At 45.2% G+C, this 15781-nt stretch carries 12 protein-coding genes; 9 read left to right on the top strand and 3 right to left on the bottom strand.

The window, feature by feature from the left end; translation table 11 throughout:
• The first annotated feature begins 70 nt into the window (after positions 1 to 70).
• Positions 71 to 562, top strand: coding sequence for a ferric iron uptake transcriptional regulator (fur, locus tag MKY44_RS16180; RefSeq protein ID WP_036613667.1), 492 nt, complete (start codon positions 71 to 73; stop codon positions 560 to 562).
• A 125-nt stretch (positions 563 to 687) separates the two neighbouring features.
• Positions 688 to 3027, top strand: coding sequence for a type IA DNA topoisomerase (locus MKY44_RS16175; protein ID WP_341007863.1), 2340 nt, complete (start codon positions 688 to 690; stop codon positions 3025 to 3027).
• A 35-nt stretch (positions 3028 to 3062) separates the two neighbouring features.
• Here MKY44_RS16175 and MKY44_RS16170 read toward each other — a convergent pair whose 3' ends face one another.
• Both MKY44_RS16170 and MKY44_RS16165 read right to left on the bottom strand, forming a co-directional pair.
• Positions 3063 to 3827: an HAD family hydrolase gene (locus MKY44_RS16170; RefSeq protein ID WP_036613669.1), complete on the bottom strand. Its 765-nt coding sequence runs from the start codon at positions 3825 to 3827 to the stop codon at positions 3063 to 3065.
• A 49-nt stretch (positions 3828 to 3876) separates the two neighbouring features.
• A complete protein-coding gene (locus MKY44_RS16165; protein ID WP_036613670.1) occupies positions 3877 to 4797 on the bottom strand; it encodes an ArsR/SmtB family transcription factor in 921 nt (306 codons plus the stop codon).
• Positions 4798 to 5187: 390 nt separating this feature from the next.
• On the opposite strand from MKY44_RS16165, the gene MKY44_RS16160 reads away from it, so the two are divergent.
• The 5 genes from MKY44_RS16160 to MKY44_RS16140 all read left to right on the top strand — a co-directional run bounded on the left by MKY44_RS16160 (position 5188) and on the right by MKY44_RS16140 (position 10716).
• Complete coding sequence (locus tag MKY44_RS16160; RefSeq protein WP_341007862.1) at positions 5188 to 6378, top strand: MFS transporter; 1191 nt, start codon at positions 5188 to 5190, stop codon at positions 6376 to 6378.
• An 83-nt stretch (positions 6379 to 6461) separates the two neighbouring features.
• The gene (locus MKY44_RS16155; protein ID WP_036613671.1) at positions 6462 to 7187 is read left to right on the top strand and encodes a phosphonate ABC transporter ATP-binding protein; all 726 of its coding nucleotides are present in this window, start codon (positions 6462 to 6464) and stop codon (positions 7185 to 7187) included.
• A 22-nt stretch (positions 7188 to 7209) separates the two neighbouring features.
• Positions 7210 to 8529 (top strand): hypothetical protein, encoded by a 1320-nt coding sequence (locus tag MKY44_RS16150; protein WP_143781232.1) that lies wholly within the window; start codon positions 7210 to 7212, stop codon positions 8527 to 8529.
• Positions 8522 to 9220 carry a response regulator transcription factor gene (locus MKY44_RS16145; protein WP_017688086.1) on the top strand — a complete coding sequence of 233 codons (699 nt, stop codon included), beginning with the start codon at positions 8522 to 8524 and terminating at the stop codon, positions 9218 to 9220. The genes MKY44_RS16150 and MKY44_RS16145 overlap by 8 nt, the downstream gene beginning before the upstream one ends.
• Complete coding sequence (locus tag MKY44_RS16140) at positions 9217 to 10716, top strand: sensor histidine kinase (RefSeq protein WP_341007861.1); 1500 nt, start codon at positions 9217 to 9219, stop codon at positions 10714 to 10716. Before MKY44_RS16145 ends, MKY44_RS16140 begins: the two co-directional genes overlap by 4 nt.
• 123 nt (positions 10717 to 10839) lie before the next feature.
• Here the strand turns inward: MKY44_RS16140 and MKY44_RS16135 are convergent, their stop codons facing one another.
• Positions 10840 to 12066, bottom strand: a complete 1227-nt coding sequence (locus MKY44_RS16135) for a glucose-1-phosphate adenylyltransferase (protein ID WP_074095458.1) — start codon at positions 12064 to 12066, stop codon at positions 10840 to 10842.
• A gap of 193 nt (positions 12067 to 12259) precedes the next feature.
• Here MKY44_RS16135 and glgB point away from each other — a divergent pair, with 193 nt between their 5' ends.
• Positions 12260 to 14266 carry a 1,4-alpha-glucan branching protein GlgB gene (glgB, locus tag MKY44_RS16130; RefSeq protein WP_210108449.1) on the top strand — a complete coding sequence of 669 codons (2007 nt, stop codon included), beginning with the start codon at positions 12260 to 12262 and terminating at the stop codon, positions 14264 to 14266.
• The gene (glgA, locus tag MKY44_RS16125; protein ID WP_341007860.1) at positions 14263 to 15705 is read left to right on the top strand and encodes a glycogen synthase GlgA; all 1443 of its coding nucleotides are present in this window, start codon (positions 14263 to 14265) and stop codon (positions 15703 to 15705) included. The genes glgB and glgA overlap by 4 nt, the downstream gene beginning before the upstream one ends.
• Positions 15706 to 15781 lie beyond the last annotated feature (76 nt).

Raw genomic sequence — 15781 nt, 5'->3', positions numbered from 1 at the left:
TTAACTGAAACCATGAATCCGTACGATAAAAGTAAATTTCAATGAATATAAATCGGAGGTGCGACCTGCTATGGCAAGTAACCGGGACAAGTCCATTTCAGAACAGATCTTTCACATTAAAAATCAATTGGTTGAAAAAGGATATAAGTTAACACAACAACGGGAAGTTACTGTACGTGTATTGCTTGAACATGAAAAGGATCATTTTAGCGCAGAGGAAGTATTTCTCCTGGTTAAGGAGCAGTTCCCTGAGATTGGATTGGCTACCGTATACCGCACTCTCGAACTGCTGAGTGACCTTCAGGTCGTTGAAAAGATTAACTTTGGTGACGGCGCTGCGCGCTTTGATCTGCGAAGTACAGACGGTTCCCATCACCACCATCATTTGATCTGCACAGAATGTGGTAAAGTGGAAGAGATTATGGAAGATGGGCTGCTTCGTTTGGAACAACAAATCGAGCGTCAGTATGGCTTTGCTGTTACGGATCATCGTCTGGATTTCCAGGGTGTATGCAAAGAGTGCAGACAAAAGCATGTATTAAAAGAACAGGCAGCAGGATAATTCATTTCGGGAAGATGCTCCCGAATCCAAAATCTGATATAATGAGTTTCAGAAGCAAGGGGCTTCCGTCGGCGGAATGCCCCTTTTTGCCGTCATGCGGACGGTGAAGGAGGAGAGATGGACGGATGAAGACACTGGTTATAGCGGAAAAACCCGACATGGGTCGAACCATTGCCGCCGTCATAGAACCAAAGGCCAAGAACAATCGCACGTATCTGGAGGGTGAACATTACATCATCACTTGGGCGATTGGGCATTTGCTTGGACTGGCTGAACCGGATGCCTATGATACAAAGTACAAGCGCTGGAATATAGCGGACCTGCCGATCATACCCGATCAGTTCAAGATTGTACCCAATCCGAGGACAAAAGATCAGCTTAAAATGATTGGAGAACTGGCAAAACGGGCTTCAGCGATCGTTAATGCTTGTGATGCAGGGAGAGAAGGTCAGTACATCTTCGCCCTCATACAACAGCAATTGAAGCTGCGTCAGCCTGTAAAGCGTTTATGGATATCGGATTTGACAGCAGAGAGCATTAGACGTGGTTTTGATGGTCTGAAGGATGCCTCTGAATTTGAAAATTTGACCCATGCTGCTCGCGCCAGAAGTGAAGCCGATTGGCTGATTGGGATGAATGCATCACGTGCGTTTACAACCCGTCATAATGCATTGTTGTCTGTAGGCCGTGTGCAGACGCCGGTACTCGCGCTAATCTACGATCGGGAAATAGAGATTGAAGCGTTCCAATCACAGACCTTTTATGAAGTAGCCGCCTGGTTTCGGCAGGAAGGTGTCGAGTACCGGGGACTGCGTCAGGGAGATAAGTTGACCGATGCGGAGGCAGCAGAGGCCATTGCAGCCAGTGTGAAGGGCAAGACAGGGCAGATTACCAAATACGAAGCAAAGCAGACGAAGGAGTATCCGTATCGTTTGTATGACCTGACCCTTTTACAGCGTGAAGCCAATGCCAAGTTTGGATATGGTGCCAAAAAAACACTGGATATTGCACAGGCCTTGTATGAAAAACACAAGGTGATTTCGTATCCGCGGACAAACTCCAACTATGTTACAGAACAGAATATTGAAGGTATGCACAAAACACTAAACCTGCTTAAAAATGGTACCTATAGTGAGCTTGCGCAAGGGGCCAAGCCAGAGCTTGTTCATAAGAATAATAAAGGGGTATGTAATCCGAGCAGAGTTGAGGATCACCATGCGATCCTACCTACTTTGAAGCGACCAGGTACCTTATCCAAGGATGAGCAGAACATCTATGATTTGATTGTCAGACGTTTCTTGTCTCACTTTTATCCTCCGGCGGAGTATAAGCAACATACCGTGCTCACCGAAGTGGAGAAACATCAGTTTAAGACATCTGTCAAAGAGTTGCTGTCTCTCGGATGGAAAGTGGTTCTCGGTTCCGGAGATCAGGAACAGGGTGGTGCAGGCAAGAAAAAGACTAAGAAAAACGGCAATGAGGAAGAGGAAGCTGAAGAGTGGACGGACAAGGCTTTTGCTGTACAACCTGAATTGCCTGTTCAATGTACAAAGAGTGAGTTTAAGGAGAAGGCAACCCAGCCTCCCAAAAGTTATACCGAGGGAACATTGCTGAAAGCGATGGAGAGTGCAGGCAAGCAGATCGAGAATGAAGAGTTGCGAGATGCGATGAAAGATAGTGGTCTGGGTACTCCGGCTACACGTGCGGCTACAATTGAACGCCTCAAAAACGTAGGTTACATTACGCTGCAAGGGAAGAAAATGCAGTTAACGCTCAAAGGCAGAACGGCTATTGAGTTGATTCGTCGCGCGGGTGTAGATCTGTTAACTTCACCTGAGATGACCGGGCAATGGGAAAGAAGGTTATATCAGATTTCCAAAGGTGAGGCGGGTCAGGACAAGTTCATGGAGAACGTCAAGAAATTCACCTTGTCCATCATTGAGAAAGTGCGTGTACAAGCTCCTGCTCCAGCAGATGCTTTTGGAGAAGATTCACGTGCGGGCAGAGGGAAAGGCAAGGGAGGCAGAACTCAAGCCGGGAATACAAGGACATCTGCCAAGACGGCTAGTGGCAGTTCAACTCTAAAAACGTCCCGTCAGACTTCGGCAGCTTCGTCCAGAGCTGGCAGTGGGAAAAGCACGACCACCAAGGCGCCGTCTTCAAGTGCGAGCTCATCCGGAGTGAGAGAGTTACTGGCACCTTGTCCTTCTCCTGGCTGCTCGGGTCAGATTATAGAGGGCAAGAAGGGTTATGGATGCTCACGTTTCAAAGAAGGCTGTTCGTTTGTGGTCTGGAAAGAGTATGCGGGCAAAAAAATCACCAGTACTATGTTAAAATCGCTGATTGAGAAGGGGAGTACGCAAGTGCTGTCTTTCAAACGAAAAGACGGAAGTACGGTGAAGGCACGTATTATTTTGCAAGATGTGGTAACAGGCAAGTTATCTGGTGAGAAACAGGATGCTTGAACTTAGTTAACAGTTAACATACAGCAAAAGGACCCTTAACCAAGGGTCCTTTTCTGTTGCTGCTGTTGTATATTTTCGTGTATGACTTTAGGGACTTCTTCCAGTGCAGTGATGGTATACATCGACGTTTCCGGATTAGGCTGAAGTTCTACAATGTTGTATTGCCATTCATTCGGTTGTTTGATATAAATGCTGTGAATTCCGGCTTTTACAGCAGGCATAATATCTGTGCGTAGTGAGTTGCCAATCATCCAGGTTGCACGACGATCAAACGGACCATTAGACAGAATGCCTTCCAGTGCCTCGACGTTTTTGTGTTGTCGGATATAGATCCGATCATCAAAATAAGCCGAGAGTTTCATCTGATCAATCTTGCGCTGCTGAATCACGGTTTCGCCGCCGGTATATAAGTAGAGGGAGTGTCCAGCACCTTTGAGGTTCTCAAGCGTTTCAACCATATGAGGGTAGGGTTCAACCTCCTGATCGTACACACTCATACCCAACTTGCTCAGATAAGACTCTTCTCTGGGAGAGGTTAATCTGGCGAACTTGCCGGAGAAATAACGATAGGTATCAATCAGGGATTGCGGAAAATGATGACTCGCAAAACCAAGCTTGTTCACTCCGGTTACATCGATCTCCAGCTGTTTTTCCCGAATCTCTTGTGTTGTCAGAGAATGTCCATCAAACCACTCTTGCATATTCTCAAAGAATTCTCCCAAAATCAGGTTGAAGTATTTGTTGCAATATACGAGTGTATCATCAAGGTCAAACAAAATATGTTGTTTCATTATTTTCATGATCTAACTCACTCCTTGTAGCCAGTAAATCCACAATGGTTCAACTAAATTAAATGCGAATATAGGATTCCAGGAACATATTCAATTCAGATACGCCATCTGGCCGAATACTGTATTTCTCTTTACGGTTACTTCCGAGCAGATGGGTCCGTAGCAGACCTGCGATGCGTAGCGCCATAACCTGGTCTTTGACCGTGTCTTCGTCTTTACCCAATTCTTCACACATCTCAGCGAGGGATTTGGGTTCATCCGATACGTAACGAAGCAGGCGAAGTCTTTCGGGATCAGCCAACGCATGGGTGAAACGTAAAAGGCATGTTGGCGGCTGGTCTTCATTCTCTTCAGGTGCATCTACGGGATACTGCATGATCATCATACCCTCATAGAAGCAGTACATATTAATAGGACGATTGTGCACCGTTGGGAAGAGGATGACTTCGTTCAGTCCCGGCATCGGTTCAACAAGAACGCCCGCTGTAGCATATTCAATAAGCAGTTCAGAGCCCATTTTATCAAGCAAAATGCGTTTTTCTTCGGCATCTTCTTCCAGCCACACACGCTGATCTTCGCTCATATTCTGACAGTAGTGTTCATCCCATAGTCGCAATAATGGGACATAGCTGTTCCGAATGCGCGTAGATTCTTCTATTGTAAGAGCCGGCAGAAGAGGAGACACACGTGCAAACAGGTCTTCCGCTGTCATTCCGGCAAGCATGTCCAGGAAATCACGATTCTCCGATGTATCATTTTGATAGGCTGCCCATGCAAACAAAACATCAAAATCATCAAAAGGCCAAGTGGCAGCAGGTGCGAGCGCAGCTCGTACATTGGAACTTAGTTTGCCTTCCACTTCCAGAATCCATTCAGGACCAATATCCAGATGCTGAATCCATTTTTTCGTGACATAAACCAGAAAGCTGTTAAGCATTTCATATATCGGTGAAACATCAATTTTCACATGATAAGCCATATTGTTGCAGAATCCTCCCGTCACATCTAAATGTACGCAGCGACTTAAGTACGATTAGTGCGTGTTCAAAAAGTCTGGTTTTCAGTACCAAGAAGATGGAATGAAGATTGAAATGGAGTAGCGGAGCGTAGGAAAACTACGTGAGCAACGGACATTTCGGCTGAATTTCATCTTCGAAGCTGATGATGCCACTGGCATGATTCGTAATCAAAAGTGAACTTTTTGAACAACCTCTATTATGGCTTGTTTTGCAGGGCGTTGTCCACTATAATGTTCAAGTCCGGGGCAAAGCCCTGATTCAAGAATAGCAGTTTAAAACCATATGTATACCATACAAAAGTCGTCAGCGATGGCGATTTTTCTTTGTGTGCTCGCAGGAGGAATGAATTCGTGTCATCGATTACTCGTCCCAAACTATCACACTCGACAGCCAACTATCTCATTTTGATTACGGTTATTGTGGTGGCGGGAATAAGTCAGGGGCTTTTGCTGCCTGTGCTTTCGATTTTTTTGGAGCAAAAAGGAGTTTCACCAGGTTTAAACGGATTAAACGCCGCCGCGTTGTACATTGGCTCTTTTGCCATGACTCTCGTTGCGGAGCGACTATTGGGAGCACTCGGGTTCAAAAAGCTTATAGTGGGCGGCCTGATATTAGTCATGGTCCCTTTAATATTGTTTCCGTACTTACCAGATATTAAAATATGGTTCATTTTGCGTCTGGTCGTTGGAATAGGAGACAGTGCACTTCATTATGCGGCTCAGCTCTGGGTGTTGCTCGTTACTGCACCTGAAAAGCGTGGGCGCTACATATCACTATATGGCATGTCCTACGGGCTGGGATTCAGTATTGGACCGCTGGGAATTAAGCTGCTTGGATTCGGTGATGCAGTGCCTTTCTGGGTCTTGTTCATATGTATCGCAGCAGTACTTATGCTTGTATTAATGAAGCTTCCGGATACGAAACCGGAAAAAGCAGAGCATGGCCAACTGCCGGAACGTCGCTTCCGTCGTAGTCTGGCATGGGCCTGGTATGCACTTTTACCAGCACTCTTATACGGATATATGGAAGCAGGTATGAATAGTAACTTCCCCGTGTATGGGCTGCGTATTGGATTCGATACCAATCAGATTTCGTCGTTGCTTCCTTTTATCGGGATTGGAGGTTTGTTCCTACAATTGCCACTCGGGATGTTGAGTGACCGATACGGTCGGAAGAAGATATTGATGTTTGCGGGTATCAGCGGGGGAATCATCTTCATGCTGGTTCCAGTCGCAGGTACGCATTTCTGGTGGACGCTTGTATTGTTAACAATCGCGGGAGGCTTGGTTGGCTCCTTTTTCTCATTGGGCCTGGCCTATGCCGCAGACATTTTGCCTAAAGTGTTGCTGCCTGCAGCCAACGTTGTGGCATCCTTTCATTTCACAATTGGAAGTATTATTGGGCCGAATCTGGGGGGTCAGATGATCAACTGGATTTCACCCGGAAGCATGTTCACCTTGCTCGGAATCCTGTACCTTCTTTTCGGCGTGGCAGGTATATTATTTCGTCGTAAACCTGAGTTCGAATCTGTGTTAAAATAGAAGCTGGTGTTCGCATGGAAATTGATGTCCATTTCCGAGTACACTAGTGGTAGGGAAAAACATGGACAAGAGGAGACATCGCGATGATCAGAGTAGAGAACTTGAGTAAATCCGTTGGCGTGGACCGCGTTCCCGTTCTGCGGGATATTCGATTTGATATGCAACAGGGTGAAATGATAGCTGTAGTTGGCTCAAGCGGTAGCGGTAAAAGCATGTTGCTTAAATGTTTGGCCATGATGGAAAAATGGGATTCCGGCCGGTTTACGGTGGATGGTGCCGAGATTTTGAAAGAAGGCTGGTCCGGAAAACGGAAAATCAAACGGGAATGGGCATACTTGGAACAGAATCCAGAATTATTTCCTAGACGTACGGCTCTTAAAAATGTATTAATCGGACGATCGGGTCAGACTCCCGTATGGAGAATGGTGACCGGCATGGTACGTTCTGATGATTATATGGGTGCTATGGATTATCTCGAAGGATTGGGATTACTTGATAAAGCACATCAAATAGCAGAGAAGCTCAGTGGTGGCGAGAAGCAGCGTGTTGCTATTGCAAGAGCACTTGCTCATGGTGCCAAAGTGGTTTTGGCCGATGAACCAGTGATTGGTCTTGACCCTCACACAGCAGATTCAGTGCTGGAAACGCTGCGCAAATTATGTGAAGAAGAACGCGCAACTGTCATTGCAGTATTGCCTATTGAACTTGCTGAGAAACATGCCACACGGATCTGGGGATTGGCAGAAGGCAAGATTGCTTTTGATATTCGTGGACGAAGACTGACACAGCAAGAAAAAAACCAGATTTAAACTATTGAAAAGAGTGATGAGATTGTTTAATTCACGGTGGGGACGCTTTGTAGCAGCAGGAACTATGGCGATTATGCTTGGTTCTGTTCTAAGCGGATGCACAGTCATAAGTGACCCCAAGGGTTTGATGAGAAAACCAATGATGTCCACCGATAAGGAGAAACTGTACAACGTGGTACAGGTTAAACTGCCGCCAGAGAGTACATTGATTCGTCCCAAGGATATGAATAATACCAGCATGATTCGGGTGGAAGACCTGAATGGGGATGGAACTCGGGAAGCGATTGTTTTTTATGAGACACCTAATGAGAATGTGCGAATCCATGGCATGATTTTGGAAGAGCAGGGAGGCACATGGGTTAAAAAACTTACATTTGATGTGCCGGGAAATGAGTTGCAATCCTTTAAAGTATTGGATATTACGAATGACGGAAATCCGGATATTATTCTTGGTGTAAGTCTGCAGGAGCAGAAGGCCCTGACTGCATATTCCTACAAGGGCGGGGCACTGGAGCAGGTCTTGGGTGGAGTTCCGTATAATCAATATATCATTGATGATGCGCAAGGGAACACGCTGGATTTGAGCGGAGATGGTAAGAGTGATTTTGTTATCATTTCGCTGAACAACAGCGGTTTTGCAACGATTGCGTTATACCAGTACGAAGATGGCAGCTTCAAGGAAGTTGATCGGGTGCAGACCGATTATACCGTTAAAGAAGTTTATAATGCTCTGGGCGGAGAGATCGCCAAAGGACAGATGGGCATTGTACTGGATGCCGAGCTGGATGATCGGAGTTCCTTCTCGCAAATTATGTATGTTAAAGATAACAAGTTAGTCAATGCTTTCAAATCACCGGATCAAACGTATAGAGATGACAAAATTTTAAGCGGTGATGTCGATAATGATGGTATTATTGAGTTTGGACTTAAAGAGACTCCAAAAGGTTGGGAGCATTACGTATTTGACTCTCGGTTGTGGTTTTACACCTATTATCAGTGGGATGGTAAAGACAGCAAGAAATTTGTCTCATTCCAATTCCGGGATGATGCTGATTTATTCCATCTAAATCTCAAACCAGAGTGGTACGGTAAGATCACTATTGACACCAAATCGGAGAAGGAAAAATATATTCGATTTAAAATGATTGATACGGACGAAACCGTAGCAGAGATCAAATATTTCACCCTTTCCAAGTGGGAACAGGAGAAGGGTAAAAGCTGGAAGGAAATTACGCGTACCAAAGATCGGGTTATTGCTTCACGGGTAGCACAATCAGAGGCGGGTAAAGATGCACTGAGCAATACTTCTCAGCTGAATAGAAAGGGAGAACTTAATGAGTAAAGTACTTATTCTTGAGGATGAAGAATCCATCCGCAGTTTTATAGTGATTAATTTAAAGAGAAACGGATTCGAAGTGCTTGAAGCGGGTGACGGTCATGAAGCGCTTCGCATACTGCAGACAGTACCGGATATTGATCTGGCTCTGCTGGATGTCATGGTACCAGGTATTGATGGATTCGAGGTGTGTCGACGGATCCGTGAAACCAATGAACGTCTGGGCATCATCTTTTTGACCGCGAAAGTGCAGGAACAGGATAAAGTGTACGCACTCTCCGTTGGTGCAGATGATCACGTCAGCAAGCCTTTCAGCCCTACCGAGTTGATTGCGCGTATTCAGTCTTTATTACGTCGAGTGAACGTGCATCGGGAAACCGCGGCAAAGGTTACGTTCCAGTCAGGGCCATTTTCCCTGGATCTGATCTCGAAGCAATTTAAAAAACAGAATGAAGCCATTGAGTTAACTCCAACGGAATTTTCCTTGATTCAGTTTTTCCTGGAAAAAGAAAATACACCTCTCAGTCGCGATGTGTTGTTAGATCACGTATGGGGAAAAGAGTACATGGGTGATCCAAAAATTGTGGATGTAAACATTCGACGTCTGCGTCAAAAAATTGAGAACAATCCTTCCGAGCCCGAATACCTGCAGACAGTATGGGGTCACGGGTACAAATGGAAGGGCCGGGAACAATGATTAAAAAAGGCATTACACGGCAGATCGTACTACATTATTTCTTTGTAGTTTTTCTCGCTCTGCTGTTGGTCGAATTCGTATTTATGTTGGCAGTTCAAAGGTATTATTATGAAAGTATCTACAATACGATTAGTACCCACATTTCTAATTCAAAGGATTTTTTCGAGCCGATTGCTCGTGAGAATACTACAGAGGATGGCAATAATCTGTCCAGACTCCTTGTGAACTTGGCATTGTCCAATACTGAATTGGAAATTTTGGATCTGAACGGGCGCGTATTGGCGAGTTCAACTGCTTTCGAATCTGACCGTGCTGTGCTGCAAACCAGTGATATTATGCAGGCTCTGAATGGGGATATGGGACGCTGGATTGGAAGACAACCAGGTACTGGAGAATCCGTCATGGCCGTTTCACACAAGTTTGATCTGGGCGGCGAAAATACTTATGTTATTCGATATCTGACATCACTTGAAGATGTGAATTCAAAGCTGTTGAATATGGGACTACTCGCCGCTGCCGTCGGTGTTGGCGTGCTTGCCATAGTGTTGATCATCAGTATTGGTATGGCAAATTCCATTGTACGTCCAATTAACAACATCACCGCAGTATCTGCCCAAATGGCTAGAGGACGGCTGGATGTCAGGGTTAAAGGGAATTATAAGCACGAACTGGGCGAATTGGCATCAACACTTAACTTCATGGCACATGAGATTGTGCGCAGTAATCAGATCAAGGATGATTTTATCTCTTCGATCTCACATGAATTAAGAACACCTCTGACCAGTATCAAAGGCTGGAGCGAGACACTGGATTCAGGCGGTTATGATCCGGAAGAAACCCGTATCGGTATGGGTATTATCTCCAAGGAAACCGAACGGCTGATTGGACTTGTTGAAGAGATGCTGGATTTCTCCAAATTGCAGCAGAATCAGATGAAGCTTGTCAAAGGAACCGTCAACATTCGTGAAATTGTACAGGAAACGATGTTGAATGTCTGGGCCAAAGCGGAACAAAAACAGGTCCATCTCAAGTTGGAGACTGACGAGACTCGTGCTTATAATGTCCATGGAGACGGTAACAGACTGAAACAAGTCTTCCTGAATGTTGTGGATAATGCGATCAAATTTTCACATGAGAATTCCTGGATCTTCTTGTCCGTCAAAGAGGAGAATGGTCAGATCATTGCAGCTGTTCAGGACACTGGTATCGGAATTAGTGAAGAACACCTAATCAAAGTACGGGACCGCTTCTTCCAGGTAAATCATCAAAATGGGGGAACGGGACTGGGGCTTGCGATTACGCAGGAACTGGTAGAACTGCATGAGGGAACCATCACGATGCAGAGTGAACTTGGATCTGGTACAACCGTTACGGTTACATTACCGGCTGTGTCTGAGGAGATGGGTCCAGAAGAATCTGTAACCGCGTCTGGTGATGCTGAAGTCACAGATGAGCGAAAAGCAAGTGATGCTAAATCGGATCTAGAAAAGTCTTAAGGTTTTAAAAGATAAGAGATTTTTCTACCTGATGATCGAGCATGTACGCTTTGTAACATCCATATCAACACAAAAAAAGGCGAGCCATCTGAGGCTCGCCTTTTTCATATTATGTTTACTTCATTATGAAGAAAGTTCACCAGCGCGCAGGCGCCCACTTTTCTCATATACTTCTTTCAACATACGAACAGGTTGCGTACGGACAGCCGGTTTGGCAGAGACGATCTCGTTAGGTCCAACGACCACAATTTCATCTGCCGTACCTTTAACGATTGCACCGTCCTTGATTATTGCACCTTCACCGATGATGGCACGTTCGATGTGAACCCCACGGCCTATGCGTGCGTTAGGCATAACAACACTGTCTTTAACCTCAGAGCCTTTACCCACTTCAGCACCGCAGAAGATAACGGAACGTTCTGAACGACCTTCGATTGCACAAGAGTCGTGAATCATGGAAGTAACATGTTCGATCTTTGTATGTCTTGCTTTGTAAGCACTTGGCTTGGAGCGCCAGTCGCGAGTAAACATCGGCCAGTTTTCTTTTTGCAGACTCCAGTCTTCCTCGTTGTGTAACAGATCCATATGTGCATCCCAAAGGCTCTTAACCGTACCTACGTCTTTCCAATAACCATTAAAGTTATAGACAAAAAGGGGATTATTTTCGTTCAACATTTGAGGAATAACATCTTTACCGAAGTCATGGCTGGATTCAGGGTTAGCGGCATCTTGCAAGAGATGGCGTTTCAGATAATCCCATTTGAACATGTAAATGCCCATTGAAGCCAGATTACTTTTTGGTTCAGCCGGTTTCTCGGCAAACTCGGTTACACGCAAATCAGCATCGGCAGCCATGATCCCAAAGCGATGTGCTTCATCCCAAGGAACTTCCATAACTGAAATCGTTGCTGCGGCATTATTGGCTTGATGAGCCTCCAACATATCACGATAATTCATATGATAAATATGGTCACCCGACAAAATTAGAACATTTTCGGGGTTTTGTTGGTCAATATAGTCGATATTTTTATAAATAGCATCCGCCGTTCCCAAGTATTCGTCATTTCCTGTATGATAAGATGGAAGCAAGGAGATTCCTGCCTCACTTGAGTTGCCATGTCCCCATGGTTCTCCTCCACCGATGTGATCGTGTAAAGATTCCGCTTGGTACTGCGTCAATACTCCTACAGTATCGATCCCTGAGTTTACGCAGTTACTGAGAGGAAAATCGATGATCCGGTAGTGCCCGCCAAACGGTACAGCGGGTTTTGCGATACTCGAGGTTAAAGGGGCTAATCGCTTCCCTTCTCCTCCCGCCAACAGCATAGCGATGCAATCTTTATTAAACATAATCGTTTCCCTCCCAAAATATTGTGCATTGTAGTACATCATTAACGCAAAGTAGAGCAAATGAAACGATTGTTACTGTAAAAATTCTGAAAATGTACAACATTTTCTAATTCACCGCATTTTTCTTTTCAACTTGGCTAGAATGGGGTAATGGTTACTGTTATATCTATTTTCTTGAGAAGAAGGTGATCTCTTGGCCATTCAACCGTTAGCACACCCGGACATATTGCCGGAGCATATTTATTTATTTCATGAAGGTAATCTTCATCACAGTTATCGAATGTTGGGCGCGCAGCCTGAGACTTGCGATGGCCTTCAGGGGTATCGCTTTACCGTGTGGGCACCAAATGCCGTAGAAGTAGGACTGGCTCTGGACCGCAATGAATGGAAAGGCGAAAAGGAACCTTTATATAAGATACCCGAATCAGGATTTTGGAGTCGTTTTTTTCCGGAAATTAGCGAAGGAACTTTATACAAGTTCCGTATATTAACGGAAGATGGAACAGAATTGCTCAAAGCGGACCCATATGCGTTTCAAGCAGAGGTTCGACCTCAGACAGCCTCTGTCACCAGTTCAATCGAAGGGTACAAATGGAATGATGGAGCCTGGAGACGCAAACAACGTGCCATGTATAACAAACCTCTACATATTTACGAAATGCACATGGGAACCTGGAAGCGCAAAGAAGACGGAAGCCTCTATAGTTATCGCGAGATGGCTGATTTGCTTGTTCCTTACTTATTAGAAATGAAATATACACATGTTGAAATGATGCCCCTTAGTGAGCATCCATATGACCTTTCTTGGGGCTACCAAAACACAGGGTTTTATGCGCCAACCAGTCGTTATGGGCATCCAAAAGATCTGATGTATCTAGTGGATACACTACATCAGGCTGGGATTGGCGTATTGCTGGATTGGGTACCTGCACATTTTGCCAAAGACGCTCATGGGTTGCGTATGTTTGATGGTACGCCTTTGTATGAGTATGCAGATCCGATGTTAGCAGAGAAGCCAGGCTGGGGTACACTCAGCTTTGACTACTCGAAACCTGAGATTCGTTCATTTCTGATCTCCAATGCATTATATTGGATGGAGATGTATCATTTTGACGGACTCCGTGTTGATGCGGTTACGAGTATGCTTCGGCTTGATTTTGAGAAGCAGCCAGGACAATATCGTACCAATGATGAAGGTGGTCTAGAGAACAAGGAAGCTGTAGCTTTTTTGCAGCAACTGAATGAGACGGTGTTCAAGTATTTCCCTTATGCGTTGATGATGGCTGAAGAATCCAGTGCATGGCCAATGGTGACTTTGCCTGTAGATGAAGGTGGTCTGGGTTTCAACTACAAATGGAACATGGGCTGGATGAACGATACGCTTGATTACATGGAATCTGATTTTCATGAGCGTCCTTCCAAACATCATTTGCTGACTTTCCCGGTCGTATACTCCTTTGCTGAAAATTATGTGCTACCTCTGTCACATGACGAGGTTGTTCATGGCAAAAAGTCGCTCCTCGACAAGATGCCAGGAACTTATGAGCAGAAATTTGCCGGCATGCGTGCTTTTCTGGGCTATTTTATGACTTTCCCAGGGAAAAAGCTGTTGTTTATGGGTGGAGACTTTGGCCAGTTCATCGAATGGAAAGATGAGGATCAACTGGATTGGTTCTTGCTGGATTATGACAGTCACCGCAATTTGCATAAGTTTGAGCGTGAGCTGTCTAACCTGTACTTGAGTGAAAAAGCTTTGTGGGAGCTTGATCATTCCTTGGACGGTTATGAATGGATCACCCCGGATGATCAGGACCAGAGTGTCATTTCATACGTACGCAAAGGAAAAAAACCTGCGGATACACTCCTTGTGCTTATTAACTTTCAGCCGGTCAAGCGGGAGCGTTACCGGATTGGTGTCATGCGTCCCGGTATGTATACCGAAGTACTGAACAGTGACCATTCCGTTTACGGCGGTTCAGGCATTACTAATGATATGCAACTGCCTACCGAAAAGATTCCTTTTCATGGGCATCCGCATAGTCTCGAATTGGTATTGCCTCCGCTGAGCATCGTGATTCTAAAAAAGAACACACGTCGGAAAACGGATGAATCACCTGCGAGTATAACTTCCGTCAGTTCAAAAACGAAGAATAAAAATGAAAGCAACACGCTCAAACCGAAGAGGAGGACAAAGGCATGAATATTCTATTTGCTGCTGCTGAAGTACATCCATTTATCAAAACAGGAGGCCTTGCTGACGTAATCGGTGCTCTCCCGTTTGCTTTAAAGAAGAGCGGGGCAGATGTGCGGGTGATTATGCCTAAGTACAAGGGGATTCCCGATGAGTATAAAGACGCGTTACAGCCCGTAATTACAACGGATGTGCCTCTTGGCTGGCGCAGACCCTATTGTGGAATAGAAATGCTGGTTCATGATGGGATTCCAGTCTATTTTGTGGATAATGAGTATTATTTTGGGCGTGATGGAGTGTACGGTTATATGGATGATGGCGAGCGTTTCGCCTTCTTCAACCGTGCAGTTCTCGAAGTGTTGCCACAGATTGATTTCAAGCCTGACGTGTTGCACAGTCATGACTGGCATGCAGGAATGATTCCTTTGGTGCTTGAAGCCCACTACAGACATGATTCATTCTACAGTGATATTCGTACGGTATTCACCATACATAACTTGTTGTACCAAGGGGTATTCCCGCATGAGTTATTCAGTGATATCCTTGAGCTGGACGATCGATATTTCACCGTGGATGGAGCCGAATATTACGGTAACGTCAATTTCTTGAAAGCAGGAATTGTGTATGCTGACCATGTGACAACCGTAAGCCCAACATACGCACAGGAAGTGCAAACGTCTTATTATGGATACGGACTGGACGGACTGCTCAGTTCACTTGGAGATCGTTTCAGCGGGATTGTGAACGGGATTGATACCAAGAGTTACAACCCGGCAACGGACACCAAAATTCCAGTGAAATACAGAACCAGTCTGTCCAAGAAAACGGAGAACAAAATTGAGCTGCAAAAGGAACTTGGACTTCCTGTTCGTCCTGATGTACCACTCATGGTGATGGTGACAAGGCTCGTGGACTCTAAAGGACTTGATCTGGTCTGCCGCATTCTGGATGAATTGCTGTACTATGATGACATTCAATTCGCGGTACTGGGAACAGGAGAGCCTATGTATGAACACTGGTTCCGTGAAGCCGCTAATCGTTATCCGCTCAAAATGTCTGCCCAGATCACGTTTAACGATGGGTTATCCCGCCGTTTCTATGCAGGCAGTGATATCTTCCTGATGCCATCGAGGTTCGAACCATGTGGTATTAGTCAGCTACTGGCTCTGCGATACGGTAGTGTGCCTCTCGTAAGGGAAACAGGCGGTCTGAACGACACTGTGCAGGCATACAATGAGTTTACTGGAGAAGGTAATGGTTTCTCATTCACAAGCTTTAACGCTCATGACATGATGAGTACCATTCGGCGTGCTGAGGAGATATACAAACAGCCAGAACACTGGAAGAAAATTGTGAAAAATGCAATGGGCGGAGAATACAGCTGGAATGTCTCAGCCGAAGAATATATGGACATTTATCGTCGGATCACACTTGATCAAGTAAACTGATGTAGTCTTGAATGAGTCACAGCATTCCTGCTGTGGCTTTTTTAATTAAAAAACAAAACACTTCCAAAAGTTCAGA

The sequence above is a fragment of the Paenibacillus sp. FSL R7-0026 genome, from assembly GCF_038004485.1.
Taxonomy (GTDB): Bacteria; Bacillota; Bacilli; order Paenibacillales; family Paenibacillaceae; genus Paenibacillus; species Paenibacillus xylanexedens_A.
Note: the sequence above shows the minus strand (reverse complement) of the source record. Positions and strands in the feature narration are given on the sequence as shown.